Origin of the sequence: Brevundimonas sp., assembly GCF_035999125.1 — a bacterium.
In the GTDB taxonomy this organism is placed as follows: Bacteria; Pseudomonadota; Alphaproteobacteria; order Caulobacterales; family Caulobacteraceae; genus Brevundimonas.
Genome location: NZ_DASYGX010000007.1, coordinates 62,757 through 89,264, shown reverse-complemented (window position 1 = coordinate 89,264; position 26,508 = coordinate 62,757). Strand labels below are relative to the sequence as shown.

Genomic DNA, 26,508 nt, shown 5'->3' with positions numbered 1-26,508 from the left:
TGGACTCCCACACGCGAATGGCGTTCTCAGTCTTCGGTCTGTGGCGAATAAGCTTCGACGATCGAGCGGCCTAAGGCGTCGATCTGCGCTCCGCGGCTGACATAGCCCGGCCGCATCGAGTACAGACCCGCCAGATACGCCTCGTCCCACGACGAGAAGCGGCCGGTCGTCGGACGATCGGAAAACAGGTTTAAAACCGACTCGAAGCGGGTCAGTTCTGCGTCCGGATCGACCTGGGCCAGGGCCACGAAGGCGATGTAGTCGCCGAGTTGCGCCAGATCGACGCCCTCCAGCATGTCGACGTCGACGATGATGATCGACCGCTTCAGCTGATCCTCGATCTCCTCCCGCAAACGCGATGCCGACGTCGAGAAGATCATAGGCGCAAAGCCGGTCGGCTTGTCGTCCGCGGACGACATTCCAGGCAGACGCACAGCCAGTTCACCGGTGTTCGAAACGATGGGCGCGCTGACGTGCCACCACCGCACTGCCCGCTCCCCTGTCGTGAAGTCGCGCAGGTCCGTCCGACCATAATTCATGCCGGCCCCGCCGGGGCTGAAGACGCGCGGTCTCTGGCGCACCAGCTCATCCGCCATCGCCGCGCCGTCGGTGGCTCCGACGATCAGGATCGACGGATCGCAGCCGGGTTCCTCCGGCCGAACGCCCAGACTTTCCGCGACCCCCGACACATGATCCACGAGGTACTGGCCCACAGCCGGTGAGAAGTTGGCCGCGCCGACGCAAACCGAGTCGGCCCACCGCGCCGGGCCGCGATCGTTCGGCGGCCTGGCCACCTCCGAGATGAAGGACCGGGCCGCCCGGTCCACACGTCGGCCTTCGACCACGACGTCCTCGACCCGGTAGGTTGGTTCCTGAGCGGCTACAGCTGCGGGAGGATCCTGTGCCGTCGTGGCGGCCAGAAGCGGATCCTGCATGAGGACGGCGGCAAGTGCGGCTGCGATCAACGGCATAAAAACCCCCGAGGCTGAGCGAATTCAGGGAATACCCATAACCGATACTTGACAAGGCCGGTCACTCATCCGCCTGGTCCTGCTCCAGCACGTCCCGCACGCCTGCGGCCTGATCGTGGCGGTTCCACCGCTGGTCGTCCGGCGCGGCGTACATGGCGCGGACATAGGCCCGGTCCCATTCGGTCAGGCCGGACGGCGCGGCCTCGCCGAACAGGTTCAGGATGGTGTCGAAGCCCGCGGTGTCGGCTTGCGGGTCCACCTGAGCGAAGGCCACCAGCGTCAGGTAGTCCGCGAGCTGCTCTCCCGTCACGCCCTCCAGCCGGTCGACGTCCACGACGACCACCACGCGGTGCAGGTCGTCGCGGATGCGGTGCCGCAACTGAGAACGGGCGTAGACCTGAATCTGAACGCCCTGGCCGCAACAGGTCGGCTGGGTCCGTCCAGTGAAGACGTCATAGTGCTTCGGCACGCTCGCCTGCCACCACCGGACGGGAGCGTCGGATTCTCGGAACGCGGTCAGGGTCGACCGGGTGGCCCCCGTGTCGGCATAGGGCGAGCGGAACTGGGTGGGCGCGGCCTCGATCCAGCCGGCGACCAGGGCGTCGGCGTCCGCCGCGCCGACCACCAGAACATTGGGCTCGCACTCCGGTTCTTCGATCGGCACGCCCAGCTCCGCCCCGGTCGACACCATGCGGTCGGCGATCCAAGCGGCTGTCTCCGGCTGAAAATTGGCCACCGCCACACAAACCGGCCCCCGCCAGCGGGCGATGCCACGACCCGGCGCCGGTCCGGCGACCGCCTCGGTGAAACGCTCCGCCCGCGCGATCAGCGGCTCGCCCACCACCACGACGTCGTCGACCTGGGTGACGGGCGGTTCGCCGACTTCCTGGGCGCCGGCCGTCGACGCGAAAGCGAGCGCGGAGGCCCAAGCGGTCAGCACCCCGGTTCCCCAAGCTGTTCGCCGACACGCCATATCCGGCCTCCCCCTTCATGGGGACACGCCCGGCTCGTGCGGTCAACCTCCGCGGGATCAGACCGTCTTCACGCCGTCTCCGTCCGCCTGCTCCCGGCGGTCGTAGACGTGGTCGACCAGGCCCCAGGCTTTGGCTTCCTCCGCCGACATGAAGTGGTCGCGGTCCAGGGTCCGCTCGACTTCCTCATAGGTCCGGCCGGTGTGGTGGACGTAGATCTCGTTCAGCCGGCGCTTGGTGTAACGGATGTCTTCGGCGTGGCGCTCTATGTCCGAGGCCTGGCCGCGGAAGCCGCCCGAGGGCTGGTGCACCATGATCCGCGCGTTCGGCAGGGCCACGCGCTGGCCCGCCGCGCCGGCCGTGAGGATCAGCGATCCGGCCGAGGCGGCCATGCCCATGACCACCGTCGAGACCGGGCTCTTGATGTACTGCATGGTGTCGTAGATCGCGAGCGCAGAGGTCACCTGACCGCCGGGGCTGTTGATGTACATGCTGATTTCCTTCTTCGGGTTCTCCGATTCCAGGAACAGCAGCTGGGCGCAGATCAGGCTGGCCATGCCGTCCTCGAAGGGCCCGGTCAGAAAGATGATCCGCTCGCGCAGCAAACGCGAGAAGATGTCGAAAGCCCTCTCTCCCCGGCTGGACTGCTCCACCACCATGGGCACGAGGTTGGACTGAATGAGGTCGAGGGGATCGCGCATGGGGGCCTTCTCGGGATGCAAGGGGCGCGACTCATCGGCCACGCCCTGATCCTCCGGATATCGCGTCCTGAGGCCGGCCGCGCAAGGCGGCCGTCGGACGATCACGGCTGCGCCGAGGAACGGATCGTTCGTGCGACGGCGTCGGCCACGTCGTCCGACACCGCCCGCGAATTGGTCCGAGTTTCCACGTCGGGGCGATACAGGGCCCGCAGGTACGCCATGTCCCAGTCGCTGAAGCCGGCGCCGGAACCCGGATCGTCGAAGACGTTCAGCACGCTGGCCTGGCGTGAAACGTCGCCTCGCGGATCGATCTGCGCCAGCGTGACGAAAGCCAGATAATCCGCGAGTTGCTGCGGCGTCACGTCACCGATCCCGTCGACGTCCACCACGATGAACACTCGGCTCAGATCGTCGCGGATCTGGGTGAACAGGCGCGACGCCGAGGTGCTGTAGATCATCGGCGCGGCCGGCAGGCCGGTCGCGGGATCCAGATCGCCCGGCAAGCGGACGGCGCGCCGACCGGTTTCGGAATCGGTCGGGACGCTGGTGTGCCACCACCGGATCGCGCGGTCGCCGTCCACGAAATCCCCGAGATGACCGGAATCCAGATGAAAGTTGCGATGCCCCAACCGGAAGCCGCGTGGGTCGGCCTCAAGGATCGCCGCGGCGACGGCGCGGGGATCTTCGGTGAAGACGATGATCACGTTCGGTCGGCAACCCGGTTCTCCCGATCGGACGCCCAAACCGTCCGCCACGCTCGCGATATGATCCAGAAGCGGCCTCGCCGCCTCGGTCGTCAGATTCACGGCCCCGACGCAGATCGGCCGGCGCCATCGCGCCAGGCCGCGATCGCGCGGCGCCTCCCCGACATTGTCCACGAACTCCTCGGCCACCACGCGGAGCGGACGGCCGTCCACGACGATGTCGTCCACCCGGGTGGCCGGCGGATCCTGGGGCGGCGGATCCTGCTGCACGGCCGCCAGAAGGGCCATGGACACGAGGGCGGCCAACATGAAGGCGCTCCTGAACACGCTCGGGATCGGGCGCGATCAATCTGCCCTAGACAACCGATCCAGGAAAGTCCCGCCTATTGGCGGTCAGCCTTCGTCTTCGTCCTTCAGCAGGTCTTCCTTGCTGATCGGCGCGTCCTTGACCTCGGCCTGGCCGAAGATCAGCTCGCACACCTTCTCCTCATAGACCGGCGCGCGCATCTGGGCGGCGGCGTTGGGGTTCTGGCGATAGAAGTCCAGCACCTGACGCTCCTGGCCCGGATAGTTGCGGGCCTCGGCCATGATGGCGTTGTTCAGCTCCTGGTCGGTGACCTGCACGTTGTTGGCGCGGCCGATCTCGGCCAGCACCAGGCCCAGGCGCACGCGGCGCTCGGCGATCTTGCGGTATTCCTTCTCCAGCGCCTTGTCGGTCTTCTTGGCGTCGGCCTCGTCCAGGCGGCCGGCCTCCTTGTCGGCCTGCACCTGACGCCAGATGCCGTCGAACTCGGCGTCGACCATCTTGGGCGGCAGGTCGAAGCTGTGCTTGGCGTCCAGCTGATCCAGCAGGGCGCGCTTCAGCTTGAAGCGGGCGGCGCTAGTGTACTGCTGGTTCAGGTTCTGCCGCAGCAGGTCCTTCAGCTTGTCCAGCGATTCCAGACCCAGACGCGTGGCGAATTCATCGTCGATCTTGGCCTCCGCCTCGGCCTTGATGGCCTTGACCGTCACGTCGAACGTCGCGGCCTTGCCGGACAGGTGCGCCGCGCCGTAGTCGGCGGGGAAGGTGACGTTCAGCGTCTTCGCGTCGCCGACCTTCACGCCCTTCAGCTGTTCTTCGAAGCCGGGGATGAAGCGGTTGGACCCGATCACCAGGTCGGCGTCGACAGCCGAGCCGCCTTCGAACGCCTCGCCGTCGATCTTGCCGACGAAGTCGATGGTGACCTGGTCGCCCTGGGCGGCCTTCACCGTCTTGCCGGTCTTGTCCTCATAGGACTTGGCCTGACCGGCCAGTTCCTTCAGCGCCTCGTCCAGATCGGCGTCGGTCGCCTCATAGACCGGGCGCTCCAGCTTCAGCTTCTTGACGTCCACCGGGGTGAACTCCGGCATGATCTCCAGCGCCATCTCATAGGTCAGATCCTCCTGGCCCAGGATCACCTTGTCCATATCGCTGACCAGCTTCATCTCGGCCGGGGCGGCGGGGCGAAGCTTGGCCTCGTCCAGCGCCTTCTGGCTGGACGTGTTCAGCGCCTCGTTGACGATCTCGCCCATCAGGTCGCGGCCGTAGGTCTTCTTCACGTGCGCGGCGGGCACCTTGCCGGGACGGAAGCCCTTCAGCTTCATCTGCGGCGAGACTTCCTTGATCTTGGCGTCCAGCTTCTCGTTCAGCTCGGCGGCGGGGATGGTCACCGCGATCGTGCGGCTGAGACCTTCGTTCGACTTTTCGACGACTTGCATGTGCGGGACGATCTGACGCTCTGGGGCGCGGACGGACGGGCGGACGCGCGATGGGAAAAGCAAGAAGGGCCGCCCTTGGTCAGGGCGGCGCCTCGAAGCCCGCCCTTATGTCGAGACGGGGCGCAAAGGTCAACGCGGGTGGCGGCTAAAGCCCCAGCGCATCCATGGCCGGGGCCTCATACGGTCCGTCCTCGCCCGGGTACCGCAGCCGGTCGCCGAAGCGGCCGTCCGCCTTGGCCAGTTGATGGATCAGGCTGTGCGAGCACGGCGCGACGTCCGGCCGCGACGCGAAGACCGGGTCTGCAAACGCCTCGTCGGCGTCGATCAGTACCCAGCCCGAGTCCCTGAACGCCTTCAGCACCATCGGAAGGAACAGGGCCGTCGTCAGATTGTGGTGGATCAGCAGCGTATGCGCGGGCGACCGGCCCAGCACCGCACGCGCCAGCCCATCGTAGAAGGCGGCGCGATCCAGCAGGTGCCGCACCAGGTACGCGCCGTAAGGCATGACGTCGGCGTTCGGCTCCTTTTCCAGCCGGGCCAGCAGGCGCTGGTTCACATACCAGTCGGACGCGTCGATTGTGACGTGCCCGTTCATCAGGCGGCGCGAGTCCAGAACCGCGCGCATCAGGTCCCGGCTTTCCGCCGTTCGCCCCTCGGCCAGATAGGGAAACCGGAACCACGGTCGCCATGTCGGCAGGTCGGCGATCAGGTCGGCGGCCCGGTCGATATCCGCTCCCAGATCACCCGGCTCGGCGCCGCCGTAGTAGGCGTGACTGAAGGTGTGGTTCGCAACGAAATGCCCGGACCCCGCCCAGCTTTCCAGATGCGCCCGCGCCTCCGCGCTCCCGACGTGCTTGCCCGTCACAAACCCCGCCGCCTTGATGCGTTCGAAATACAGCGCGTCTAGGATTCCGTGATGACGGGTGTCGCCGCTGATCAGCGGCCCGTCTTCGAAGCGGAAGTCGTCGATGGTGATCGCCACGCGCGGCCGCTCGTCTGCGCGGGCGCCCGTCGCGGCAAGAAGTCCGGCGGCCGCCAGTCCACTCAGAAGCTCGCGTCGATGCATCATCCGGACAGCCTATGCCGATCGGCGCGGCGCGACTATCTCTGCCGCATGACCGACGCCCCCTCCCCCCTCGGCCTGTTCGTCGCGCCGGTTACGGCCTTCCAGCAGAACTGCACCGTCGTCTGGTGCACCAAGACGAACAGGGGAGCGGTCATCGACCCTGGCGGCGGCGTCGATCCGATCCTGACCGAGATCGCCCGGCGCGGTTTGACGCTGGACCAGATCTGGATCACCCACGGCCACCTCGACCACGCTGGCGGCGCCGCAGAAATGGCCGAGAAGTCCGGCGCGCCCATCATCGGCCCCCATCCTGAGGACCAGTTCTGGATCGACGGGATCCCTGCCCAGGCCGCGCAGTATGGGCTGGAGCCGATGCGCAGCTTCACGCCGACCCGCTGGCTGGACGAGGGCGACGTCCTGACCCTGGGCGAGACGACCTGGGAGGTCTTCCACACCCCCGGCCACACGCCCGGCCATGTGATCTTCTTCTGCCGCGCCGCCCGCTTCGCCCAAGTCGGCGACGTCCTGTTTCAAGGCTCCATCGGCCGCACAGACTTTCCGCGCGGCGATCTTCAGACGCTGATCGCCTCTGTCACGACCAAACTCTGGCCCTTGGGCGACGACGTCCAGTTCGTCCCCGGCCACGGCCCCGGCTCGACTTTCGGAGTCGAGCGGCGGAGCAACCCCTTCGTGTCGGACAAGGCCTTGGGCCGCGTCTGATCCTCCTCTGCATCCGCGCGTTCCCCTCCTGAAGCCTTTCAGGAATCCGCCATGCACGACCCCATGCCAGAACCCGTCTCGCCGCCCGAGGTGCCGGACGTCACCCCGCCCGGTCCCGAGATCGATCCTCCGCCACCGTCGCCCGACCTTCCGCCGATGCCGGAGCCAGGGAACCCCGGTCGCCCGGCGGCGTGACTGATTCGCCGAAGAGTCAGCGGTTTGCGGCTCGCGCGCCTGTGACCACGCGGCGGGAACGGATGAGCCGCACGCGGATTGTGACTGCAACCCAAACGCCACAGTGAGGATGGACCCCGATGTCCCTTCAGCCCCCCAAAGCGTCCGGCGTCTCCAAGCGCGGCTTCGCATCGATGGACCCGGAACGTCAGCGCGAGATCGCCCGCAAGGGCGGCGCCAGCGTGCCCAGCGAGAAGCGCTCCTTCTCCCAGGATCGCGGCCTGGCCGCCAAGGCCGGCCGCAAGGGCGGAGAGGCCTCCCACGGCAGCCGAAAGCCCGGCGAGGTCGGCGCGCGTGTAAACTGAGGCGTCAGGCCGCCAGCAGGGCCAGGGCGACGGACGGATCGGGGCTCACGTCCAGTCGCACCAGCGTCCAGCCCGCCGCCGTCGCCAAATCCCGCAGGCTCGCCTCAGTGAACTTGCGCGAACTCTCCGTGTGGATCGTCTCCCCGGCATCGAAGCCGAACGCGCGGCCGCCGACGTGAACCGTCTGCGGCCGCGTCGATTCCAGATGCATCTCCACCGCCGAACGCGCCGGGTTCCAGATCGCCTGGTGACGGAATCCGTCCAGGTCGAAGTCCGCCTTCAGTTCGCGGTTTGCGCGCGCCAGCAGGTTCATGTTGAACGCCGCCGTCACGCCCTCGGGATCGTCATAGGCGCGCTCCAGCACCTCGACGTCCTTGACCAGATCGACGCCCAGCACGAACAGGGCGTCCGGCCCCAGCAACTCCCGTGCGCCGCGCAGGAACCGCACCGCTTCCTCCGGCTCCAGATTGCCGATGGTCGATCCCGGGAAAAAGCCGACCCGCCGGCCCTCGGGTAGGGTGTCGGGCAGCGCCAGCGGCGACAGGAAGTCCCCAGCCATCGTGCGGATGGTCAGTTGCAGATACGCCGCCTCCAGCCGCGCCTTCGCCTCGCGCAGGGCGTCCGGGCTGATGTCGATCGCGACATAGGCCGCCAGGTCGTGCGCAGCGTCCAGCACCTTGCGGGTCTTCTCGCTGGCGCCCGACCCGAACTCCACCAGCACCGCGCCGGGCCCGAAGCTCTCGGCCAGCCGCGGCGCGGTCCGTTCCAGCAGGGCCGCCTCCTGCCGTGTCGGATAATAGGCTTCCAGCCGGGTGATGTCCTCGAACAGCTCGCTGCCTCGCGCGTCATAGAACCACTTGGGCGAGGTCGCCTTGCGCGGGCGGCTCAGCCCCTCGATCAGCTCTTCTCGGAACGCCTTGGTCTGCACGGGCTCCAGCGGACGATCGGCCCGTGCGGGCTCGTCGGCCAGCCGCACGCCGGAGAAGGCCCACCGGGCCGACGGTGGGAAGAAGTTGCGATAGGTCGCCCGCGCATGCCCCTCCGGCGTCGCCCATGACGATCCGCGCAGCACCTGCTGCCCGCTCATGAACTTGCCGTTGTACTCCGAAGCCGTGCCCGGCGTCGGCCGGAACCGCGGATAGGCCAGATAGGCGCTGGCGGTCCATTGCCACACCTCGCCGAAGGCGTCGCTCAGCAGCCCGGCCTCGGCCGCTGTCTCCCACTCCGCCTCGGTCGGCAGCCGCTTGCCCGCCCACCGCGCGAAGGCGTCCGCCTCGTAGTAGCTGACGTGCCGCACCGGCTCGGACGGATCGACCGCGCGCCGCCCGGCCAGCGTCATCGTGGTCCACAGGCCGTCGGCCTCGCGCCTCCAGTGGAGGGGCGCGGTCCAGCCCTCCGCCTTCACCGTCGCCCAGCCGTCCGACAGCCACAGCTCCGGCCGCTCGTATCCGCCGTCCTCGATGAAGGTCAGCCACCGCCCGTTCGTCGCCAGCCCGCGAGAGATGGCGAAGGGCTCGACGAACACCTGATGGCGGGGCTTTTCGTTGTCGAAGGCGAAGCCGGCTTCGCCCGCGCCGATCTCCACCAGCCCGCCCTCGACCCGCGCATACCCCTGCGCCGTCTCGGGCGCCGGCGTCGGCCGCGGCTCGGCGTCGAACGCGGCCGGCTCCAGAGGCGACCGGCTCATCAGGTGCAGCAGGTCCATCAGGAACAGCTCGCAGTGCTGCTCCTCGTGCGCCAGGCCCAGGTCGAACAGATACCGCTCGTGGTCGTCCCGCAGCCCATCGGCCAGCACGCTCTCCATCCGCCTGTCGACCTCTTCGCGATAGGCCAGAATCTGCTCCAGCGACGGCCGCGTCATCAGCCCCCGCTCCGGCCGCGCCACGCGCTCGCCCAAGGCTTCGTAATAGCTGTTCAGGACCAGCTTCAGCTCGGGATCGACCGGCGCATAACCCTCGCGGCGCCCCAGAATCATGGTCTCGAAGAACCAGCTGACGTGCCCCAGGTGCCACTTGCCGGGGCTCGCGTCCGGCATCGACTGCGCCTGCAGGTCTTCCGCCGTCAGCCCGGCCGCCAGGCGCGGCATGCAGGACCTGACGGCCCGGTAGCGAGCGACGTCGTCGGCCGCCGAACTGACGGTCTGCGCCGACGTTTTCATAAAGACGCTCCTGCGACGCCGCCGGGCCCCGATGGCGGCTGACGTTCAAAGCAACACGTGGGTTCCGCTTCCGTTGCCTTCAAGCCGCGAAATGCGTCCCTGCCGCCACCGTCCTGGCGGCAGTCGCGGATCAACGGACCGGCTTGCCGCCGTGCCTGGCATACTCCAGCCGCGCGATGGTCCGGTTGTGCACCTCGTCCGGGCCGTCGGCGATCCTCAGTGTACGGACGGTCGCATACAGCTCCGCCAGCGGAGTGTCGCCCGACACGCCGGCCCCGCCGAAGGCCTGGATGGCGTCGTCGATGACCTTCAGCGCCATGCGCGGCGCGGCGACCTTGATCTGGGCGATCTCGCTCTTGGCGTTCTTCGCCCCCGCCTCGTCCATCATCCAGGCGGCCTTCAGCACCAGCAGACGGCACATCTCGATGTTGGTCCGCGCTTCCGCCACCCGCTGCTCCCACACCGAATGTTCGGCGATGGCCTTTTTGAAGGCGGTCCGGCTCAGCAGCCGCTCGACCATCAGATCCAGCGCCCGCTCCGCCGCGCCGATCACGCGCATGCAGTGGTGGATGCGGCCGGGGCCCAGCCGCCCCTGGGCGATCTCGAAGCCCCTGCCCTCACCGGCGATCAGGTTCTCGACCGGCACGCGCACGTTCTCCAGCACCACCTCCGCATGGCCGATCGGCAGTTCCTGATAGCCGAACACCGACAGCATCCGCTCGACCCGGAACCCGGGCGTGTCGACGGGCACCAGGATCTGGCTCTGCTGCTGGTGCGTCGCCGCGCCGGTGTCCGTCTTGCCCATCACGATGGTGATGGCGACGTTCGGGTGCGCCATGTTGGTCGACCACCATTTCCGCCCGTTGATGACGTAGTGGTCGCCGTCGCGCTCGATGCGCGTCTCGATGTTCGTCGCGTCCGAACTGGCCACCGCCGGCTCGGTCATCAGGAAGGCCGAGCGGATCTCGCCGGCCATCAGCGGCTTCAGCCAGCGCGCCTGCTGTTCGGCGTTCCCATAGAGGTGCAGCACCTCCATGTTGCCAGTGTCCGGCGCGTTGCAGTTGAACACCTCCGCCGACCACAGTCGCCGCCCCATCATCTCGGCGAGCGGCGCATATTCCAGATTGGTCAGCCCGGCCCCGTGATCTCCGGGCAGGAACATGTTCCACAGTCCGGCCTCGCGCGCCTCGGCCTTCATGGTCTCCATGATCGGCGCCTGGCGCTTCGGGTTCTCGTGAACCTGCGCCCAGTACTCCGCCTCGCGCGGGACGACGTTCGTTTCGATGAAGCGCGCGACCCGCTCCTGCCAGTGCAGGCCGCGGTCGGAATGACGGAAGTCCATTGGACGTCTCCTGATGGCGAAACGGCGCGGCCCCGTCGGGAACCGCGCCGTCCAAAAGTCAGTTCGGCGCCGAACTCAACGCTTCAGCAGCGGAGCCAGCTTCTGGGCGATCATCATGTCGCCCGCGATCTTCAGCTTGCCCTGCATGAAGGCCATCATCGGGTCCAGCTGACCGTTGGACAGAGCCATGAAGTCGTCCCACGACATCGACACCGTGGCGTCGGCCGGCTTGTCCTCGTTGGTCACCGAGTTCGGGACCGAGGCGCCGTCGATGTAGATCTTGCCCGTGTCACCCAGATCGATCTTCACGGTCTTGCCCAGACCGGAGTTGTCGCCCACGGCGCCGCGGATGTGGTCGGTGACGGAAGCCAGGTCGGCCATGGTCGTCTCTCCCTTGAGAACCTTCGTTGCGTCCGGCCTAGCGCGCGTCCACCGCCCTGCCAAGGTCACGTCGGGTCAAGTTGCCGTCAGGCCCTCGGCCTCATCCGCTTTCTTCCGCCGCAGCTCGATCAGGCGCACGCACCAGATCGAGATTTCGTAGAGCAGCACCAGCGGCACGGCCAGCATCAGCTGGCTGATCGGATCCGGCGGCGTCACGACCGCCGCCACCACGACCACCGCCACGATGGCGTAGCGACGCCCTTCGGACATCAGCTTCGACGAGATCAGCCCGGCCAGCCCCAGCAGCGTCATCACCACCGGCAACTGGAAGCACAGGCCGAACGCCAGCAGCAGCGCGGTCACTAGGTTCAGATACTCCGAAATCTTCGGCAGCAGCGCCACCGACACCCCGTCGCCGACCACCTGCTGGCCCAGCGAGAACCACATGACGAACGGCAGCATGACGAAATAGACCAGCGCCCCGCCCAGACAGAACAGCACCGGCGCCGCCAGCAGGAACGGCAGGAAAGCGCCCTTCTCGTTGCGATACAGGCCCGGCGCCACGAACCGGTACAGCTGGAACGCCAGCACGGGAAAGGCCAGCACGACGGCGCCGAAGCCGGCGATCTTCATCTTGGTGAACAGCTGCTCCAGCGGCGCCGTCGCGATCAACTGCACCACCTCCTGGCCGCCGTCCGGAACGGGCTTCAACCCCGCGGTCACCGCGATCAGGTCGAACGGGTTCACGTGATGCCCCTGCGCCGCGTGCATGGCGGCGGCCGCCTGGAACGGCTGGATCAGGATCAGCTGGATCTGCGCCGCGAAAGTGAAGCAGACGATGAAGGCCAGGATGAAGGCCACCACGCAGATCAGCAGTCGCCCGCGCAGCTCGACCAGATGCTCCATCAACGGCGCGCGCGACGCCTCGATCTCGGCCTCGTCCCGCTCGTCGCGGCTCATGGTTCGACCGCCTTCTTGCGCGCGACTTTCGGCTTTGTGGCCGGCGTCCGGGTCTTTGGCTTGGCTTTGGCTGGCTTCGGCGACGGCACGGCCGCCGTGCTGCTTTGTGAGCCGGCGGTGGCGGCGCGTCGCTTGCGCGCCTTGGCCGGATCGGATTGCACCGCCGGCGTCTCCGGATGCGGCGGGCGCGGCGGCCCCAGCCGCTCCGGCCCCGGATCGGCGAACTCTTCCGGTCCCGTCAGCAGAGGCTGCGGCGCGGGCGCCGGCGCCTCCACCGGCCGGTTCAGGTCGGCGTTGATTTCGCGAAACGTCGCATCAGCCTCGGCGCCCAGCGGCACCATCTGGTTGCGGCGCAGGGCCTCGACCTCTTGCCTCAGCTCGTCCAGTTCGGACTGGCGCGCCATCTCGTCGAAGCTGGCGCGGAAATCGTTGGCCATCGACCGCGCGCGCGCCATCGCCTTGCCCAGCTTGCGCATCATCACGGGCAGATCCTTGGGCCCTACCACCAGCAGGGCCACAAGTCCGATCACCAGGATTTCAAAGCCGCCGATGCCGGGGCCCAGGCCACCCATCCGTCAGGGTCTCCGACGTTCGTTGGGGGTCAGCGCTTCAGCTCGTCTTTTTCCGCCTCGGTGCGCGGCAGGCTGCTGACGCCGTCGGCCGGGCCGTCCTTCTTGTCGTCGTCCTTCAGGCCGTCCTTGAAGGCGCGGATGCCCTTGGCCGCGTCGCCCATCAGGCCCGACAGCTTGCCGCGCCCGCCGAACAGAAGGGCGATCACGGCGATCACGATCACCCAATGCCAGATGCTCATCGCGCCCACGGCGTACTCTCCTCATGCGGGCCGGTTCGTCGGCCCAAATCTCTGAAGCCGCATATAGGCGCTTAGGTGGCGCGACGCCAAGCGGACCTGTAGTCACGGCCGCAATGAGTCATGTCATCATCCACACCGACGGCGCCTGCAAGGGCAACCCCGGCCCCGGCGGCTGGGGTGCGGTGCTGCAGACCGGCGGGGGGCATGAGAAGGAACTGTGGGGCGGAGAGCCGGCGACCACCAACAACCGCATGGAGCTGACGGCCGCGATCATGGCGCTGGAGGCGCTGACCCGCCCCTGCCGCGTCGACCTGCACACCGACAGCCGCTACGTCATGGACGGCGCCACCAAATGGATGCCCTCGTGGAAGTCTCGCGGCTGGCTGACCGCCGACAAGAAGCCGGTCAAGAACGACGACCTGTGGAAGCGCCTCGACGTCGCCCGCGCCCGGCACCAGGTCAAATGGCACTGGGTCAAGGGCCACGCCGGCCACGCCCTCAACGAACGCGCCGACGCCCTGTCGAACCGATGGATCGAGGAGCGGCGGGCTTAGGGCTGGGCGTAGAGGCCATAGGTCCAGCGGCCGCCCGACCCGCGCCGGAGTTCGACCCAGACGGCCACCATGTCGCAGACCGTCGCCGTCAGGGTCTCCGGCCGATCCGAAGCGGGCTCCAGCCGGGCGGCGAACGCCGCCGAGGGCCCAATGCCGTCGATCGTCTTGACCAGCAGGGCGTCGTCCAGAAACCCGTAGCGTACGCCCTGACGGTCCCGGCCGTCGCATTCGCCGCCGCCGTCCCCGGAACAACGGACCTCGACCAGCCGCCGATCGCCCGGCCCGGCGCCCTCGTCGAAGCGGATGTCGCCGAAGGCGTCGGCCTGCGCGAGCGGCACGCAGGCCAGAGCGGCGGCCAGCAGGACGATCATCCCGTCGTCACCTTCAGCGTGGCGCCCGAGGCGTCCGTCACGGTGACGTAGGTCCCTAAGGGCGCCTCGCCCGCCGGCATCTCCGCCGCCCACTCGGCGCCCGAGACGAACACCCGGCCGCGACCGGCGACGAAGCTCTCGACCACGCGCGCCTGCTGGCCGACCAGCCGCGACGACCGATCGTTCACATCGGCCGAATCGTCCGGATTGACCCGCTGGATCAGCCGCCGCGACATCAGCGTCATCCCCGCCGTCAGCAGGGCGAAGATCGCCGTCTCGGCCGGCAGGCCCAGTCGCAGGCCCAGCGCGGTCAGCACCGCCACCCCACCGGCGGCGACCGCCGGCCACAGCAGCCACTCCGTCGACAGGGCGGCCTCGACCGCCAGCAGGGCCACGCCGACCGCCAGCCAGATCCACCAGGGCTGGGCGGCGTGCAGGCTCAGGATCGCGTCCATCATCCTACTCCGTCAGGGGAACCGAACCGGCGGGCCGACGCGGCGGGCGCGGCGGCGCGGGCGGCGTGCTGCGCGGCGCGGGCGGCGGGGTCGATCCGCCCGACTGCTGCTGCCGGCCGGCCAGTCCCACCAGTTCGCCGATGCCGGCGATGGAGCCCACCAACGCGCCCATCTCGGCGGGCACGATGACCGTCTTCTGCTGCGGGCTGTTGGCCAGCTGGGCGAAGGCCTCGACGTACTTCTGCGCTACAAAGTAGTTGATCGCGTTCACGTCGCCGCGGGCGATGGCTTCCGACACCATGGCGGTGGCGCGGGCCTCGGCCTCGGCTTCGCGCTCCCGCGCCTCGGCGTCGCGGAAGGCGGCTTCCTTGCGGCCCTCGGCCTGCAGGATCGCCGACTGCTTGGCGCCCTCGGCGCGGGCGATGGCCGCCTGTTTCTCGCCCTCGGCCTCGGTGATGACGGCGCGGCGTTCCCGCTCGGCCTTCATCTGGCGCGCCATGGCGTTGGTGATGTCCACCGGCGGCGTGAGATCCTTGATCTCGATCCGGTTGACCTTCACGCCCCACGGCTCGGTCGCCGCGTCGATCACGGTCAGCAGGCGCGAGTTGATGTTGTCCCGCTGGAACAGCACCTCGTCCAGGTCCATCGAGCCGACCACGGTCCGCAGGTTGGTCGAGCATAGCTGGGTGATCGCATAGGGCAGGTCCTCCACCCGATAGGCGGCGGCGGACGCGCTCATCACCTGTATGAAGACGATCGCGTCGACCTTCACCATGGCGTTATCCCTGGTGATCACCTCCTGCGTCGGCACATCCAGAACCTGCTCCATCATGTTCATCCGCCGGCCGATTCTCTCGACGAACGGCGTCAGGATGTGGATGCCGGGGGCCAGGGTCTTGGTGTATTTGCCGAACCGTTCGACGGTGAACTCGCGCCCCTGCGGCACGATCTTCACCACGCTGAACAACAGCACGATCGCGAACGCGACCAGAACCAGCACGAAGATGTTGGACAGATCCATCAGTTCCTCCTGAACGCCGCGAATCTACGACGCCGCCGCCGCGCGTTCCATCGAAACCGGAACGCGAAGATTACATCGGCGTAACAAACCGCGCCGCCGCCAGCCGGATCACCCGTCGCGTCTCCCCCCAGTCCACCCGCGCGCACGCCTCCTCGATCGTCACGAACGCCGCCTCCGCCGCGTCGTCGCCGGCGACGGGCTCTCCCGAGGTCCATCGTGCCGCGTAGTCGATCAGCACATAGTGCCGCCCATGCTCCGGCCAGACGCCGTCGACCACGTCGATAAGCCCCAGCAGCTCGGCGTCGACGCCCGTCTCCTCGCGCAGTTCCCGCAGCGCGGTTTCCACCAGGCGCTCGCCCGGCTCCACCCGCCCGCCGGGGATGCTCCATTGCCCCAGCCGCGGCGCCTTGCCCCGCCGGATCAGCAGCACCTCGTCGCCACGGAAACAGATCACGCCGACGGCGGGCACGGGGGCGGGGAAGGTCATGCCTCGCCGTAACTCGCCCCTTCCCACCCCGGCAAGCCTTTGGGACAAGGGGCCATGGACCGCGCCCTCCCCCTCCCGCCCGACCGCCTCAAGGCCGCGCTCGACGGCCTGGCCGAAGGCCTGGCGGAGCTGAAGTCCGCGCTCGGCCCCGGCGGCTGGACCGACGATCCGCGGGAGATCGCGCCCTGGCTGAAGGAGTGGCGCGACCGCTGGCATGGCCACACGCCCCTGATGCTCACGCCCCGCTCGACCGAAGAGGTGGCGAGAGCCGTGACGATCTGCGCCGCCCGCCGCATCCCGATCGTGCCCCAAGGCGGCGCCACCGGCCTGGTGGGCGGCCAGGTGCCGTTCGGCGAGGTGCTGCTGTCGCTCCGCAAGATGCGCGCGATACGCGCCGTGTCCCCGCTGGACGACGCCCTGACCGTCGAGGCCGGCGTGACGCTGAAGGAGGCCCAGGACGCCGCTCTCGCCGCCGGCCGCCGCTTCCCGCTTTCGCTCGCCGCCGAAGGCACGGCCACCATCGGCGGGGTCATCTCCACCAACGCCGGCGGGGTGCAGGTCCTGCGTTACGGCATGATGCGGGATCTGGTGCTGGGGATCGAAGCCGTCCTGCCCGACGGCCGCGTGTTCAATGGGCTGAAGACCCTGCGCAAGGACAACACCGGCTACGACCTGAAGCAGCTGCTGATCGGCGCCGAGGGCACGCTGGGCGTCGTCACCGCCGCGACGCTGAAGCTGTTTCCCCTGGTCCGCTCTCGCGCGACCGCGATCGTCGGCCTGTCGAGCGCCGCCGACGCCGTCGAGCTTCTGGCCCGCGCCAAGGCCGAGACCGGCGGCGGGGTCGAGGCCTTCGAGCTGATGCGCCGCATCGGCGTGGAGATGGCCGTCCGCAACATCCCCGGCGTGCGCGAGCCGCTGGAGACCGTCACGCCCTGGATCGTCCTGATGGAGCTCGCCTCGGGCGAGGACGGCGCCGCCGAGGCCGCGCTTCAGCGCCTGCTGGAATCCGCCTTCGACCAGGGCCTGATCGTCGACGCCGCCGTGGCGACCAATGAGGCCCAGCGCGCCGCCTTCTGGAAGCTGCGCGAGGAACAGTCCGCCGCCCAGAAGCCGGAGGGTCCGGGCTGGAAGCACGACGTCTCCGTCCCCGTCTCACGCATCGCCGAATTCATCGACGCCGCCGAGGCCGCCGTCTTGGCCTTCGAGCCCGGCGCCCGCATAAGCGCCTTCGGCCACGTCGGCGACGGCAACCTGCATTATGACGTCATGCGACCCTTGGACGCGGACCCCTCCGCCTTCATGGCCCGCCAGCCGCAGGGGTCCAAAGTCGTCCACGATCTGGTCGCCGCCTTCGACGGCTCGGTCAGCGCCGAGCATGGTCTGGGCCGCCTGAAGACCGACGAGGCGCGCCGCTACAAATCCGACGTGGAACAGGACGCCATGCGCGCCGTCCGCGCCGCTCTCGATCCGCACCGGATCATGAATCCGGCGGTGCTGTTCTAGCGCCGCGGTTCAAATCGGCGCCGAAGCGGCCTATCTGGGTGCCCATGCTGTTCGTCCTCTCCCCCGCCAAGCGTCTCGACTTCGCCGAGGCGCCGACCGACGTGCCGACCACCCGCCACAGGTTTGAGGACGACGTGCGCAGCCTGTCGGTCACCGCGCGCCGCCAGACCCAGGCCGAGCTGCGACGCCTGATGGGCATCTCCGACGACCTCGCGAAACTGAACCAGCAGCGCTTCAAGGCCTTCGACCCGGCATCGGACGAGGGGCTGCAGGCCGTCCTCGCCTTCGCCGGCGACGTCTATCAGGGCCTCGACGCGCGCTCGCTGTCCGGCGCCGACCTCAACTGGGCTCAGGATCGTCTGCGCATCCTGTCCGGTCTCTACGGCCTGCTGCGCCCGCTGGACCGCATCCAGCCCTACCGCCTCGAAATGGGCACGCGGCTCAAGACCCGGCGCGGCGCCGGCCTCTACGATTTCTGGGGCGACCGCATCTCGAAACAGCTGAACGCCGACGCCGAGGGGCACGCCGATCCCACCCTGATCAACCTCGCCAGCCAGGAATACTTCGGCGCCGTGGACGCCCGGGCGCTGAAGCTGCCGGTCGTCACCTGTCACTTCCGCGAGAGCGCCAAGAACGGCGGCGGCGAGACTCGCATCATCTCCTTCTTCGCCAAGAAGGCCCGCGGCGCCATGGCCCGCTTCGCCGTCGAGAACCGCATAGAGCGCGCCGACGGCCTCAAGGACTTCGCCGTCGACGGCTACGCCTTCGACAAGGCCGGCTCGACGAATTCGGACTGGATATTCATCCGATAAGGAATATCGTCGCCGGGTCGCCTTCGCGCGTGCGAAAGGCTAGACGGGGCAAGACGCCGACCACGGCGCGCAGGAGACGAGACGACCCATGCTGCAGTGGCCCAAGCGCCCCGCCGCGCCCGGCGAGACCGACAAGCCCGCCCCGCGCGACCTGAACGACCTGTCCGGCCAGGTGGCCGTGATCACCGGCTCGACGTCCGGCATCGGCCTGGCCCTGGCCCGCGCCGTGGCCGCGCGCGGCGGCGACGTGGTGCTGAACGGTCTGGGCGATCCCTCCGAGATCGAGCGCACCCGCGCCGGCATCGAGGCCGCCTGCGGCGTCCGCGTCCGCTACCACGCCGCCGACATGCGCCGGGGCGAGGAAGTCGCCGACCTGATCGCCTTCGCCAAGCACGACCTCGGCCGGCTCGACATCCTGGTCAACAACGCCGGCGTCCAGCACGTCGAGGCGATCGAGAAATTCCCCTCGGAGAAGTGGGACCAGATCCTGGCCATCAACCTGTCCTCGGCCTTCTATGCGATCCGCGCGGCGGTCCCGATCATGAAAGCCCAGGGGCGCGGCCGCATCGTCAACGTCGCCTCCGCCCACGGCCTGCGCGCCAGCCCCTACAAGTCCGCCTACGTCGCCGCCAAACACGGCCTGATCGGCCTGACCAAGACCGTGGCGCTGGAGCTGGCGAAGGACGGCGTCACCTGCAACGCCATCTGCCCCGGCTTCGTCGAGACGCCGATCGTCGAGAAGCAGATCGCCGACCAGGCCCGCACCCACGGCATCTCCAAGGAGCGCGTTGTGGACGAGGTCATCCTGGCCAAACAGCCGACCAAGCGCTTCGTCACCTCCGACGAACTGACAGGCATCTTCCTGTATCTGGTCAGCGACCTCGGCGCCTCAGCCACCGGCGCCAGCTTCTCCATCGACGGCGGCTGGACCGCGCAATAGGCAAAGGGTTGAGCCGGTGCTGAAACGCAGTCGGCCCTCTCCGTCGCGACGCCCCATCGCGCTCGCCCTGCAAGGCGGCGGGGCGCACGGCGCGTTCCAGTGGGGCGTGCTGGACCGCCTGTTGGAGGACGACAGGCTGGAGGTCAGGGCCGTCACCGCCGCCTCGGCCGGGGCCATGAACGGCGCGGCCCTGATCAGCGGGCAGGAGGAAGGCGGGGCCGAGGGTGCGCGGGCGCGGCTGGACCTGTTGTGGCGCGAGGTGAACCAGTCGGGCGGGCGCAACGTGTTCGGCGATTCCTCGATCTGGAGCGCAGCCCTGACGCCGGGCTGGCTGAAGGATTCCGGGCTGTGGCGCACCGGCGAGCAGCTGGCCCTGTCGATGAGCCCGTATCAATTCAACCCGTTCAACCTGAACCCGCTGAAGCGGGTTCTGGACACCGCCGTCGACTTCGAGGCGGTGCGGGCGTCCACGATCGCCTTCTTCGTCTCGGCAACGGCGGTCCAGAAGGGCCGCACGCGCCTGTTCCGCTCGCCGGAGATCACCGCCGAGGTGCTCTTGGCCTCGTCCTGCCTGCCGCACCTGTTCCAGGCGGTGGAGATCGACGGCGAGGCCTATTGGGACGGCGGCTACCTGGCCAATCCGCCGTTGTGGCCGATGATCCATCCGGACACGCCGGACGACGTGCTGATCCTGCCGCTCAACCCGTTCGCGCGCGAGGAGACGCCGCATTCGGCCGGCGACATCATGGACCGGCTGAACGAGATCGTCTTCAACGCCCCGCTGGTGGCCGAGCTGCGGGCCTTCGCGCTGCTACAGTCCCTGGTCGCCGAGGGCCGGCTCAAGCCCAACGGCCGCCACCGCGCCCAGGCCATCCGCATGCACGCCGTCGAAAGCGACCGCTGGCTGGGCTCGCTGTCGCTGGGGTCGAAGTTCGACACGGAATGGAGCTTCCTGAACCGGCTGAAGGGCTATGGGCGCGAGGCGGCGGAGGAATGGCTGGCGACCTGCTTCGACAAGGTTGGGCGGGAGTCGAGCGTGGATGTCAGGGCGCGGTTTCTTTAGCCCACAAACCCCGCCGCCCGCCTCAGCCGGTCGTTGATCGCCTCGCCGAGCCCTTCCCCCGGCACCGGCGCCACCGCGATCCCCGCCGGCCGCTCCCGATCCGCCTCGCGCAGCCGCCGGAACAGGTTGGCCGCCGCCTCGCGCAGGTCGCCGGTTTCGCTGAGGCTCCAGCGAGGGTCGCCGACGCCGGGGCCGAAGCCGAGGAGGATTTCGCCCTCGCCCGCCGCCTCCGCGTCGATCCGAACCGGGGCGTCGGGAGCGTAATGGAGGGCCAGGCGGCCGGGGGAGCGACGGCCCTCCCCCGCCCCGGACAGCGGGCCGGCCAGGGCCTCGATTTCCTCGCGGGTCACGGCGCCGGGGCGCAGCAGCGCCGGCCGCCCGTCCATCACCGAGACGACCGTGCTCTCCAAACCGACCGCGCAGGGCCCGCCGTCGATCGCCTCGGCGACGGCATGCCCCGTCTCCTCGAAGGCGTCGGCGAAAGTCGTCGGACTGGGCCGCCCGGAGCGATTGGCCGACGGCGCCACGACCGCCCCGCCGAAGGCGGCGATCACCGCCCGCGCCTTGGCGTGTCCCGGCACGCGCACGGCGACGCTGTCCAACCCCGCCCGAGCCAGGTCGCACACACCCGCATCGGCCCGCGCAGGCAGCACCAGCGTCAAGGGACCGGGCCAGAAGGTTTCGGCCAACCGACGGGCGCTCGGATCGAAGACGGCGATCCGCTCGGCCTGCGCCGCGTCCGCCACATGCGCTATCAGGGGATTGAACCGCGGCCTGCCCTTGGCCTCGAACACCTTGGCGACGGCCTCGGGGGTCGCCGCGTCGGCGCCCAGGCCATAGACCGTCTCGGTCGGCAGCAGGATCAGCTCGCCGGCAGCCAGGGCCTCGGCGGCGAGGCGAATCGGATCGGTCACGGCCGTCGGGGAATGAAGGGGATCATTCGGTGCAGGACGTCGTCGCGGTTCAGGAAATGGTGCTTCAGCGCGCCCGCCAGATGCAGGAACAGCAGCACGTACAGCGCCTTGGCGCCCAGTTCGTGCATGTCCATGAAGCGCCCGGCCGCCTCCCGACCGCCGCCGATGGGCATCAGGGGCCAGTTGAACAGGCCGAAGAACTCGATCTCCCGGCCGGCCGCCGAGGAGGCCGCCCAGCCGCCCAGCGGCATGCCGATCAGCAGCAGATAGAAGCCCACGTGCGTGGCCCGCGCCAGGATCCGCTGCCACACCGGGGTGCCGAACGGCAGGGCGATCGCCGGATTGGCCGCGCGCCAGCCCAGCCGCGCCAGCGTCAGCACCAAGATCGTCAGCCCCACCGACTTGTGAAGCCCGATCAGGTCCCGCGCGCCCGGGCCCTCGGTCTGGTCGGCCAGCGTGACCAGGACGATCTGGGCCACGACCAGAGCCGCCGTGACCCAGTGCAGGGTCAGCGACACGGTCGAATAGCGATGACGCGGTTCGCTCATGGGACTTCCCTTCCGCTGCGGCACAGGGTCACCTTGGGCCATCGGCGCCGCTTCGCCAAGACGCCCGACGGAAACCGAGACACGACATGACCTATCGCGCCCCGCTGCGGGAGATCGCCTTCACCCTCAAGTCCGTCGCCGGCCTGGATCAGGCCCTGGCGACCGGCGCCTTTCCCGACTGCGACGACGACGTGGTCGGCGCGGTGCTGGAGGCCGCGGGCCAGTTTTCGCAGGACGTGCTGGCGCCCCTGAACCGTCCGGGCGACCAGGCGGGCGCGCATTACGCCAACGGGGCGGTGACCGCCGCTCCGGGCTTCGCCGACGCCTATCGCCAGTTCGCCGCCGGCGGCTGGCTGGGGCTGGCGGCGCCGGTCCACGCGGGCGGGCAGGGTCTGCCCAAGGCGCTGGAGCTGGCCGCCTATGAGACGGTGCATGCCGCCAACATGGCGTTCGGCCTGTGCCCCATGCTGTCGCTGGCGGCCATCGAGGCGCTGGAGGAGCACGGGACCGAGGCCCAGAAGGCGACCTATCTGACCCGCCTGGTCTCCGGCGAGTGGACCGGGGCCATGGTGCTGACCGAGCCGCACGCGGGCTCGGATCTGGGAGCCCTGACGGCCACGGCCGTGCCCGACGGCGACGGGACCTATGCCCTGACCGGCCAGAAGATCTTCATCACCTGGGGCGACCACGACGCGACCGACAACATCGTGCACCTGGTGCTGGCCCGCCTGCCGGACGCGCCGCCGGGACCGAAGGGAATCAGCCTGTTCCTGGCGCCCAAGTTCCTCGTGAAGCCCGACGGCACTCTGGGCGACCGCAACGCCTTCCGGCCCGTGGGGGTCGAGCACAAGCTGGGCATCCACGCCTCGCCGACCTGCGTCATGTCCTATGAGGGCGCGACCGCCGAACTGGTCGGACGGCCCAATGAGGGCCTGTCGCACATGTTCGTCATGATGAACGCCGCGCGTCTGGCTGTCGGCATGGAGGGCGTCGGAATCGCGGAGCGGGCCTATCAGGCGGCGCTGGCCTATGCGCTGGACCGGCGTCAGGGCCGCAGCGCCTTCACCGGGCAGGCGGGCGCGCCGATCTTCGATCACCCGGACGTGCGACGCATGCTGGGCGTGATGAAGGCCAGGATCGCGGCCGCCCGGGCGATCTGCCTGTCGTGCGGGGTCGCCGCCGATCTGGCGCGGCATGCGCCCGACGAGGAGGCGCGCCGTCACTGGAAAGGCCGCGAGGATCTGCTGACGCCGATCGCCAAGGCCTGGTCGACCGACGTCGGCGTCGAGGTGGCGTCCATGGGCGTGCAGGTCCATGGCGGCATGGGCTTCATCGAGGAGACCGGCGCGGCCCAGCACTATCGCGACGCCCGCATCGCCCCGATTTACGAGGGCACCAACGGCATCCAGGCCATGGACCTGGTCGGGCGCAAGCTGGGTCAGGACGGCGGGGCTTCGGCGCGGGCGATCATCTCGGAGATGAAGGCCGATCTGGCCCGCCTGCCGCGCCTGTATGCCGGCAAGCCGGTCGAGCGGCTGAAAGCCGGGATCGAGGCGGTCGAGGACGCCACCCTGTGGCTGCTGGACGCCAAGGCCGACCCGTCCCGCGCCGCCGACGTCCTGGCCGGCGCCGACGCCTATCTGAGGCTGATGGGCGACGTGATCGGGGGCTGGCTTCTGGCACGCGGCGCTCTGGAGGCGTGGGCCGAACTGGACGCGGGTCAGGGCGATCCGACCTTCCTGGAGGGCCGCATCGCCCTCTACGAACTCTATGCCGCCAACGTGCTGGGCCACGCCTCCAGCCGTCTCGCCGCCGTGGGTCAAGGCGGCGTCCTCCTTCAGCGTTTGACGCCGGAAGTTCTGGCGGGGTGATCGTCAGATATCGTCGGTTCAACCGCTCTCGACGATCAGGACGTTCAGGCGCAGACTGCGGCCAATTCAACCCGCCTGGAGGGGCAGAGATGAGGTCGATGATCCTTGGAGCCGCGGCGCTGATGCTCAGCGCCGGTGCGGCCGTCGCCGACGAGTGGGAGGCGGTCGCCGTCTCCGACGCCGCGGTCATGGCCGTGGACTGGAGCTCGATGCGGATCACGGGAAACACGCGCCGGATCAACAGCGCCCTTGTGACCCGTCAGTCTGAACCCGGACAGTTCGACTGGGCGACGTCCCTGATCGACATCGACTGCTCGCGTCCTCGTTATCTGACGATCCGGTCTTCGTTCTTCTACATCGACGGCAGTTCGGCCTCGGAGGACTTCGTCGGCGACGGATCGTGGACGGACATCAACTCAGGTTCCATCGTTGAGGATGTCAGAGCCTCCGTCTGCGCCGCATCCGCCGGTAAACAAGGCTATTTCGACGATCCACTGACATTCTCGGTCAATGCCCGACTGGTGATGACTTCGGAGTAGACCGTCAGCGCGTCAGTTCGAACCGGGCCGGCTCTCCCGACTGGGCATCGGGCGCAAGCCAGACGTCGAACCTGCCCGGCTCGACCGTCCAGCGGTTCTCCGGCCCTATGTACACGAGCGTCGACCGGTCCAGAATGAAGGCGACCCGTCGCGTCTCCCCAGGTTCCAGCCGCACCTTGCGGAAGGCTTTCAGTTCCCGCACCGGCCGGGTCAGCCGAGCCACCCGGTCGCGGACATACAACTGCACCGTCTCCTCGGCCGCGCGCGCGCCGACGTTCGTCACCTCGACGGCCACCTCCAGCCGCCCGTCCCACGCCATCGTGGGCGCAGCGACCTGGGTCGGACCGTAGGCCACCCGACCATAGGTCAGGCCGTGTCCGAAGGCGAACGCCGCGCTGTGCGGGGCCTCACGGAACTGGGTCCGATACTCCTCGCGCGGCGGGGCCGGATCGGCCGGGCGCCCGGTGGGTTTGTGGTCATAGTGGAACGGCTGCTGCCCGGACACGTGCGGAAAACTGACCGGCAAGCGGCCCTGCGGCGCATGATCCCCGAACAGAAGGTCCGCCAGGGCATGGCCGTGCTGGCTGCCCAGGAACCAGGTCACCAGAATCGCGTCCGCGTCCTTGACCGCGCCTTCCAGCGCCAGCCCGCGCCCAGTTCGCAGCAGCACGACCGTCGGCTTGCCGACCGCCTTCACCGCTTCCGCCAGCGCCTGCTGCGGTTCCGGAACCACGATCTCGGCGCGCGACTGCGCCTCAGCCGACATCGGCGTCGATTCCCCGATGGCCAGGATCACGACGTCCGCAGCCTTTGCAGCCGCGACCGCCGCCTCCATGCCGCCGGCCATGGCTCCTTCGGGGTCCGAGCCCCGCACGAACGTCAGCGCCGCATCGGGTCCCAACGCCGCGCGCAGGCCCGACTCCAGGGAGATTGCGCGCGTGCGGTCGCCCCAGATCGTCCAGGGACCGAACACGTCCTCGTCCGCCGCCGGGCCGATGACCGCGATGCGTCGGCCCGTTTTCGGCAGCGGCAGCAGATCGCCGTCGTTCTTCAGCATCACGACGGACTTCCGCCCGGCCTCCCGCGCCAGGGCATGGTGTTCCGCCGCATTGACCTCTCGCCGTTCGACGTCGACGTCGGAGCCTTTGTAGGGATCGTCGAACAGCCCCAGCGCCGCCTTGACGCCCAGCACCCGTCGCACCGACCGGTCCACCACCGCCATCGGCACGTCGCCCTTGGCCACCAGGTCGGGAATGTGAGCGTTGTACAGACCCGAGACCATGCTCATGTCGACGCCGGCCAGCAGGGCGATCCGCGCCGCGTCCCGGCTGTCCTCGGCGAAGCCATGGGCGATCATCTCCTCTTCCGAAGTGAAGTCGGAGACGACGTAGCCCTCGAAGCCCCACTCGTCGCGCAGGATGTCGGTCAGCAACCAGGGATTGCCGCTGGCCGGGACGCCGTTGACCTCGTTGAACGCGCTCATGGTCGACAGGGCCCCCGCGTCGAAGCCGGCCTTGAACGGCGGCAGATACACGCCACGCAGCCGCTGTTCGGACATGTCGACGGTGTTGTAGTCCAGCCCCGCTTCGGCGGCGCCATAGGCGGCGAAGTGCTTCGGCGTCGCCAGAACGGCGTCCTTCGCCGTCAGGTCCGGTCCCTGAAAACCACGTACCCGCGCCGCGGCCAGCACCGATCCCAGGAAGACGTCCTCGCCGGCGCCCTCCACGACCCGCCCCCATCGCTGGTCGCGGCCGACGTCCACCATGGGGGCATAGGTCTGGTGGATGCCCGACGCCGCCGCCTCCCGGGCCGCCGCCCGCGCGGTCCTCTCCGCCAGCCCCGCGTCCCAGGCCGCCGCTTCCGCCAGCGGCGCCGGAAAGACCGTGAACAAGCCGTGGATCACGTCGGCGGCGAACAGCAGGGGGATGCCCAGCCGGCTTTCCTTCACGGCGATGTCCTGGACAGTCCGTGCCCCCGCGGCGCCGACGCCGTTGAACAGCGAGCCGACCTGACCCTTGCGGATCATCTCGGCCAGGCGCGAGGGATCGCCGTCCTTGTCCACCGGATTGATCTCCTGCGGCCGGAATCGGAAGGGATCGTTGAACAGGCTCAACTGGCCCGCCTTCTCCTCGGTGGTCATGCGGGCGATCAGATCGTCGATCCGGGCGGCATGACGGACCCGCGCGTCCTGCGCAGCGGCGGACCGGACGGAGACCATGAAGCTGGCGGCGATCAAGCCGGCGCCGCCGAGAAGCGCGCGACGGGACGGCGAAGGCGTACGGACGGTCATGGCGGCTCCGGACTCGATCATGCGACGCCCCGGCTTACGACAGGCCGGGGCGTCGTGGGGATCACACCGGGTTTCGTCC

The 26,508-nt window shown here is 69.1% G+C and carries 28 protein-coding genes; 9 read left to right on the top strand and 19 right to left on the bottom strand.

Going from position 1 to position 26,508, the window contains the following annotated elements; genetic code table 11:
* Positions 1-26 precede the first annotated feature (26 nt).
* The 6 genes from VGN45_RS05980 to VGN45_RS05955 all read right to left on the bottom strand — a co-directional run bounded on the left by VGN45_RS05980 (position 27) and on the right by VGN45_RS05955 (position 6,153).
* Positions 27-971 (bottom strand): hypothetical protein, encoded by a 945-nt coding sequence (locus VGN45_RS05980; RefSeq protein ID WP_327460359.1) that lies wholly within the window; start codon positions 969-971, stop codon positions 27-29.
* Positions 972-1,032: 61 nt separating this feature from the next.
* Complete coding sequence (locus VGN45_RS05975; protein ID WP_327460357.1) at positions 1,033-1,911, bottom strand: hypothetical protein; 879 nt, start codon at positions 1,909-1,911, stop codon at positions 1,033-1,035.
* 90 nt (positions 1,912-2,001) lie between these two features.
* Positions 2,002-2,643 (bottom strand): ATP-dependent Clp protease proteolytic subunit, encoded by a 642-nt coding sequence (locus tag VGN45_RS05970; RefSeq protein WP_327460355.1) that lies wholly within the window; start codon positions 2,641-2,643, stop codon positions 2,002-2,004.
* Positions 2,644-2,744: 101 nt separating this feature from the next.
* Positions 2,745-3,656 (bottom strand): hypothetical protein, encoded by a 912-nt coding sequence (locus VGN45_RS05965; RefSeq protein ID WP_327460353.1) that lies wholly within the window; start codon positions 3,654-3,656, stop codon positions 2,745-2,747.
* 84 nt (positions 3,657-3,740) lie between these two features.
* Complete coding sequence (tig, locus tag VGN45_RS05960) at positions 3,741-5,084, bottom strand: trigger factor (RefSeq protein ID WP_327460351.1); 1,344 nt, start codon at positions 5,082-5,084, stop codon at positions 3,741-3,743.
* 145 nt (positions 5,085-5,229) lie between these two features.
* The gene (locus VGN45_RS05955) at positions 5,230-6,153 is read right to left on the bottom strand and encodes a polysaccharide deacetylase family protein (RefSeq protein WP_327460348.1); all 924 of its coding nucleotides are present in this window, start codon (positions 6,151-6,153) and stop codon (positions 5,230-5,232) included.
* 45 nt (positions 6,154-6,198) lie between these two features.
* Between VGN45_RS05955 and VGN45_RS05950 the strand changes: the two genes are divergently transcribed.
* Together VGN45_RS05950 and VGN45_RS05945 are read left to right on the top strand one after the other, a co-directional pair.
* Positions 6,199-6,870, top strand: a complete 672-nt coding sequence (locus tag VGN45_RS05950) for an MBL fold metallo-hydrolase (protein ID WP_327460346.1) — start codon at positions 6,199-6,201, stop codon at positions 6,868-6,870.
* Positions 6,871-7,184: 314 nt separating this feature from the next.
* Positions 7,185-7,409, top strand: a complete 225-nt coding sequence (locus VGN45_RS05945; protein WP_327460344.1) for a general stress protein — start codon at positions 7,185-7,187, stop codon at positions 7,407-7,409.
* Between the two features lie 4 nt (positions 7,410-7,413).
* Here VGN45_RS05945 and egtB read toward each other — a convergent pair whose 3' ends face one another.
* The 6 genes from egtB to VGN45_RS05915 all read right to left on the bottom strand — a co-directional run bounded on the left by egtB (position 7,414) and on the right by VGN45_RS05915 (position 13,070).
* Positions 7,414-9,567, bottom strand: coding sequence for an ergothioneine biosynthesis protein EgtB (egtB, locus tag VGN45_RS05940; protein WP_327460342.1), 2,154 nt, complete (start codon positions 9,565-9,567; stop codon positions 7,414-7,416).
* Between the two features lie 130 nt (positions 9,568-9,697).
* On the bottom strand, positions 9,698-10,909 hold the full coding sequence (locus VGN45_RS05935) for an acyl-CoA dehydrogenase family protein (RefSeq protein WP_327460340.1): 1,212 nt from the start codon (positions 10,907-10,909) through the stop codon (positions 9,698-9,700).
* Between the two features lie 75 nt (positions 10,910-10,984).
* Positions 10,985-11,290 (bottom strand): SCP2 sterol-binding domain-containing protein, encoded by a 306-nt coding sequence (locus VGN45_RS05930; RefSeq protein ID WP_327460338.1) that lies wholly within the window; start codon positions 11,288-11,290, stop codon positions 10,985-10,987.
* Positions 11,291-11,365: 75 nt separating this feature from the next.
* Positions 11,366-12,250, bottom strand: a complete 885-nt coding sequence (gene tatC, locus VGN45_RS05925) for a twin-arginine translocase subunit TatC (protein WP_327460335.1) — start codon at positions 12,248-12,250, stop codon at positions 11,366-11,368.
* Positions 12,247-12,822, bottom strand: a complete 576-nt coding sequence (tatB, locus tag VGN45_RS05920) for a Sec-independent protein translocase protein TatB (RefSeq protein ID WP_414643391.1) — start codon at positions 12,820-12,822, stop codon at positions 12,247-12,249. Before tatB ends, tatC begins: the two co-directional genes overlap by 4 nt.
* Positions 12,823-12,851: 29 nt before the next feature.
* Positions 12,852-13,070 carry a twin-arginine translocase TatA/TatE family subunit gene (locus VGN45_RS05915; RefSeq protein ID WP_327460333.1) on the bottom strand — a complete coding sequence of 73 codons (219 nt, stop codon included), beginning with the start codon at positions 13,068-13,070 and terminating at the stop codon, positions 12,852-12,854.
* 104 nt (positions 13,071-13,174) lie between these two features.
* On the opposite strand from VGN45_RS05915, the gene rnhA reads away from it, so the two are divergent.
* A complete protein-coding gene (gene rnhA, locus VGN45_RS05910) occupies positions 13,175-13,615 on the top strand; it encodes a ribonuclease HI (protein ID WP_327460331.1) in 441 nt (146 codons plus the stop codon).
* Here the strand turns inward: rnhA and VGN45_RS05905 are convergent.
* The 4 genes from VGN45_RS05905 to VGN45_RS05890 all read right to left on the bottom strand — a co-directional run bounded on the left by VGN45_RS05905 (position 13,612) and on the right by VGN45_RS05890 (position 15,949).
* Positions 13,612-13,986: a hypothetical protein gene (locus VGN45_RS05905; protein WP_327460329.1), complete on the bottom strand. Its 375-nt coding sequence runs from the start codon at positions 13,984-13,986 to the stop codon at positions 13,612-13,614. The two genes, rnhA and VGN45_RS05905, sit on opposite strands and share 4 nt — an antisense overlap.
* The gene (locus VGN45_RS05900; RefSeq protein ID WP_327460327.1) at positions 13,983-14,441 is read right to left on the bottom strand and encodes an NfeD family protein; all 459 of its coding nucleotides are present in this window, start codon (positions 14,439-14,441) and stop codon (positions 13,983-13,985) included. Before VGN45_RS05900 ends, VGN45_RS05905 begins: the two co-directional genes overlap by 4 nt.
* A gap of 4 nt (positions 14,442-14,445) precedes the next feature.
* Entirely contained in the window at positions 14,446-15,456 is a 1,011-nt protein-coding gene (locus tag VGN45_RS05895; protein ID WP_327461221.1) for an SPFH domain-containing protein, read from the bottom strand.
* Positions 15,457-15,532: 76 nt separating this feature from the next.
* Positions 15,533-15,949 (bottom strand): NUDIX hydrolase, encoded by a 417-nt coding sequence (locus VGN45_RS05890; RefSeq protein ID WP_327460325.1) that lies wholly within the window; start codon positions 15,947-15,949, stop codon positions 15,533-15,535.
* Between the two features lie 54 nt (positions 15,950-16,003).
* On the opposite strand from VGN45_RS05890, the gene VGN45_RS05885 reads away from it, so the two are divergent.
* The 4 genes from VGN45_RS05885 (at position 16,004) to VGN45_RS05870 (ending at position 20,267) form a co-directional block, all read left to right on the top strand.
* Complete coding sequence (locus tag VGN45_RS05885; RefSeq protein WP_327460323.1) at positions 16,004-17,452, top strand: FAD-binding oxidoreductase; 1,449 nt, start codon at positions 16,004-16,006, stop codon at positions 17,450-17,452.
* A 44-nt stretch (positions 17,453-17,496) separates the two neighbouring features.
* Positions 17,497-18,264, top strand: coding sequence for a peroxide stress protein YaaA (gene yaaA / locus VGN45_RS05880; RefSeq protein WP_327460320.1), 768 nt, complete (start codon positions 17,497-17,499; stop codon positions 18,262-18,264).
* An 88-nt stretch (positions 18,265-18,352) separates the two neighbouring features.
* Positions 18,353-19,204 carry a 3-hydroxybutyrate dehydrogenase gene (locus VGN45_RS05875; RefSeq protein ID WP_327460318.1) on the top strand — a complete coding sequence of 284 codons (852 nt, stop codon included), beginning with the start codon at positions 18,353-18,355 and terminating at the stop codon, positions 19,202-19,204.
* A 16-nt stretch (positions 19,205-19,220) separates the two neighbouring features.
* Positions 19,221-20,267 carry a patatin-like phospholipase family protein gene (locus VGN45_RS05870; RefSeq protein WP_327460315.1) on the top strand — a complete coding sequence of 349 codons (1,047 nt, stop codon included), beginning with the start codon at positions 19,221-19,223 and terminating at the stop codon, positions 20,265-20,267.
* On the opposite strand, the gene VGN45_RS05865 is transcribed toward VGN45_RS05870, so the two are convergent.
* Together VGN45_RS05865 and VGN45_RS05860 are read right to left on the bottom strand one after the other, a co-directional pair.
* Positions 20,264-21,181: an L-threonylcarbamoyladenylate synthase gene (locus tag VGN45_RS05865; protein WP_327460313.1), complete on the bottom strand. Its 918-nt coding sequence runs from the start codon at positions 21,179-21,181 to the stop codon at positions 20,264-20,266. The two genes, VGN45_RS05870 and VGN45_RS05865, sit on opposite strands and share 4 nt — an antisense overlap.
* The gene (locus tag VGN45_RS05860; protein WP_327460311.1) at positions 21,178-21,729 is read right to left on the bottom strand and encodes a cytochrome b; all 552 of its coding nucleotides are present in this window, start codon (positions 21,727-21,729) and stop codon (positions 21,178-21,180) included. The genes VGN45_RS05865 and VGN45_RS05860 overlap by 4 nt, the downstream gene beginning before the upstream one ends.
* Positions 21,730-21,815: 86 nt before the next feature.
* On the opposite strand from VGN45_RS05860, the gene VGN45_RS05855 reads away from it, so the two are divergent.
* Together VGN45_RS05855 and VGN45_RS05850 are read left to right on the top strand one after the other, a co-directional pair.
* A complete protein-coding gene (locus VGN45_RS05855; RefSeq protein ID WP_327460309.1) occupies positions 21,816-23,600 on the top strand; it encodes an acyl-CoA dehydrogenase in 1,785 nt (594 codons plus the stop codon).
* Between the two features lie 89 nt (positions 23,601-23,689).
* Positions 23,690-24,139 (top strand): hypothetical protein, encoded by a 450-nt coding sequence (locus VGN45_RS05850; RefSeq protein ID WP_327460307.1) that lies wholly within the window; start codon positions 23,690-23,692, stop codon positions 24,137-24,139.
* A 4-nt stretch (positions 24,140-24,143) separates the two neighbouring features.
* Here VGN45_RS05850 and VGN45_RS05845 read toward each other — a convergent pair whose 3' ends face one another.
* A complete protein-coding gene (locus VGN45_RS05845; RefSeq protein WP_327460305.1) occupies positions 24,144-26,450 on the bottom strand; it encodes a glycoside hydrolase family 3 N-terminal domain-containing protein in 2,307 nt (768 codons plus the stop codon).
* Positions 26,451-26,508: the final 58 nt, after the last annotated feature.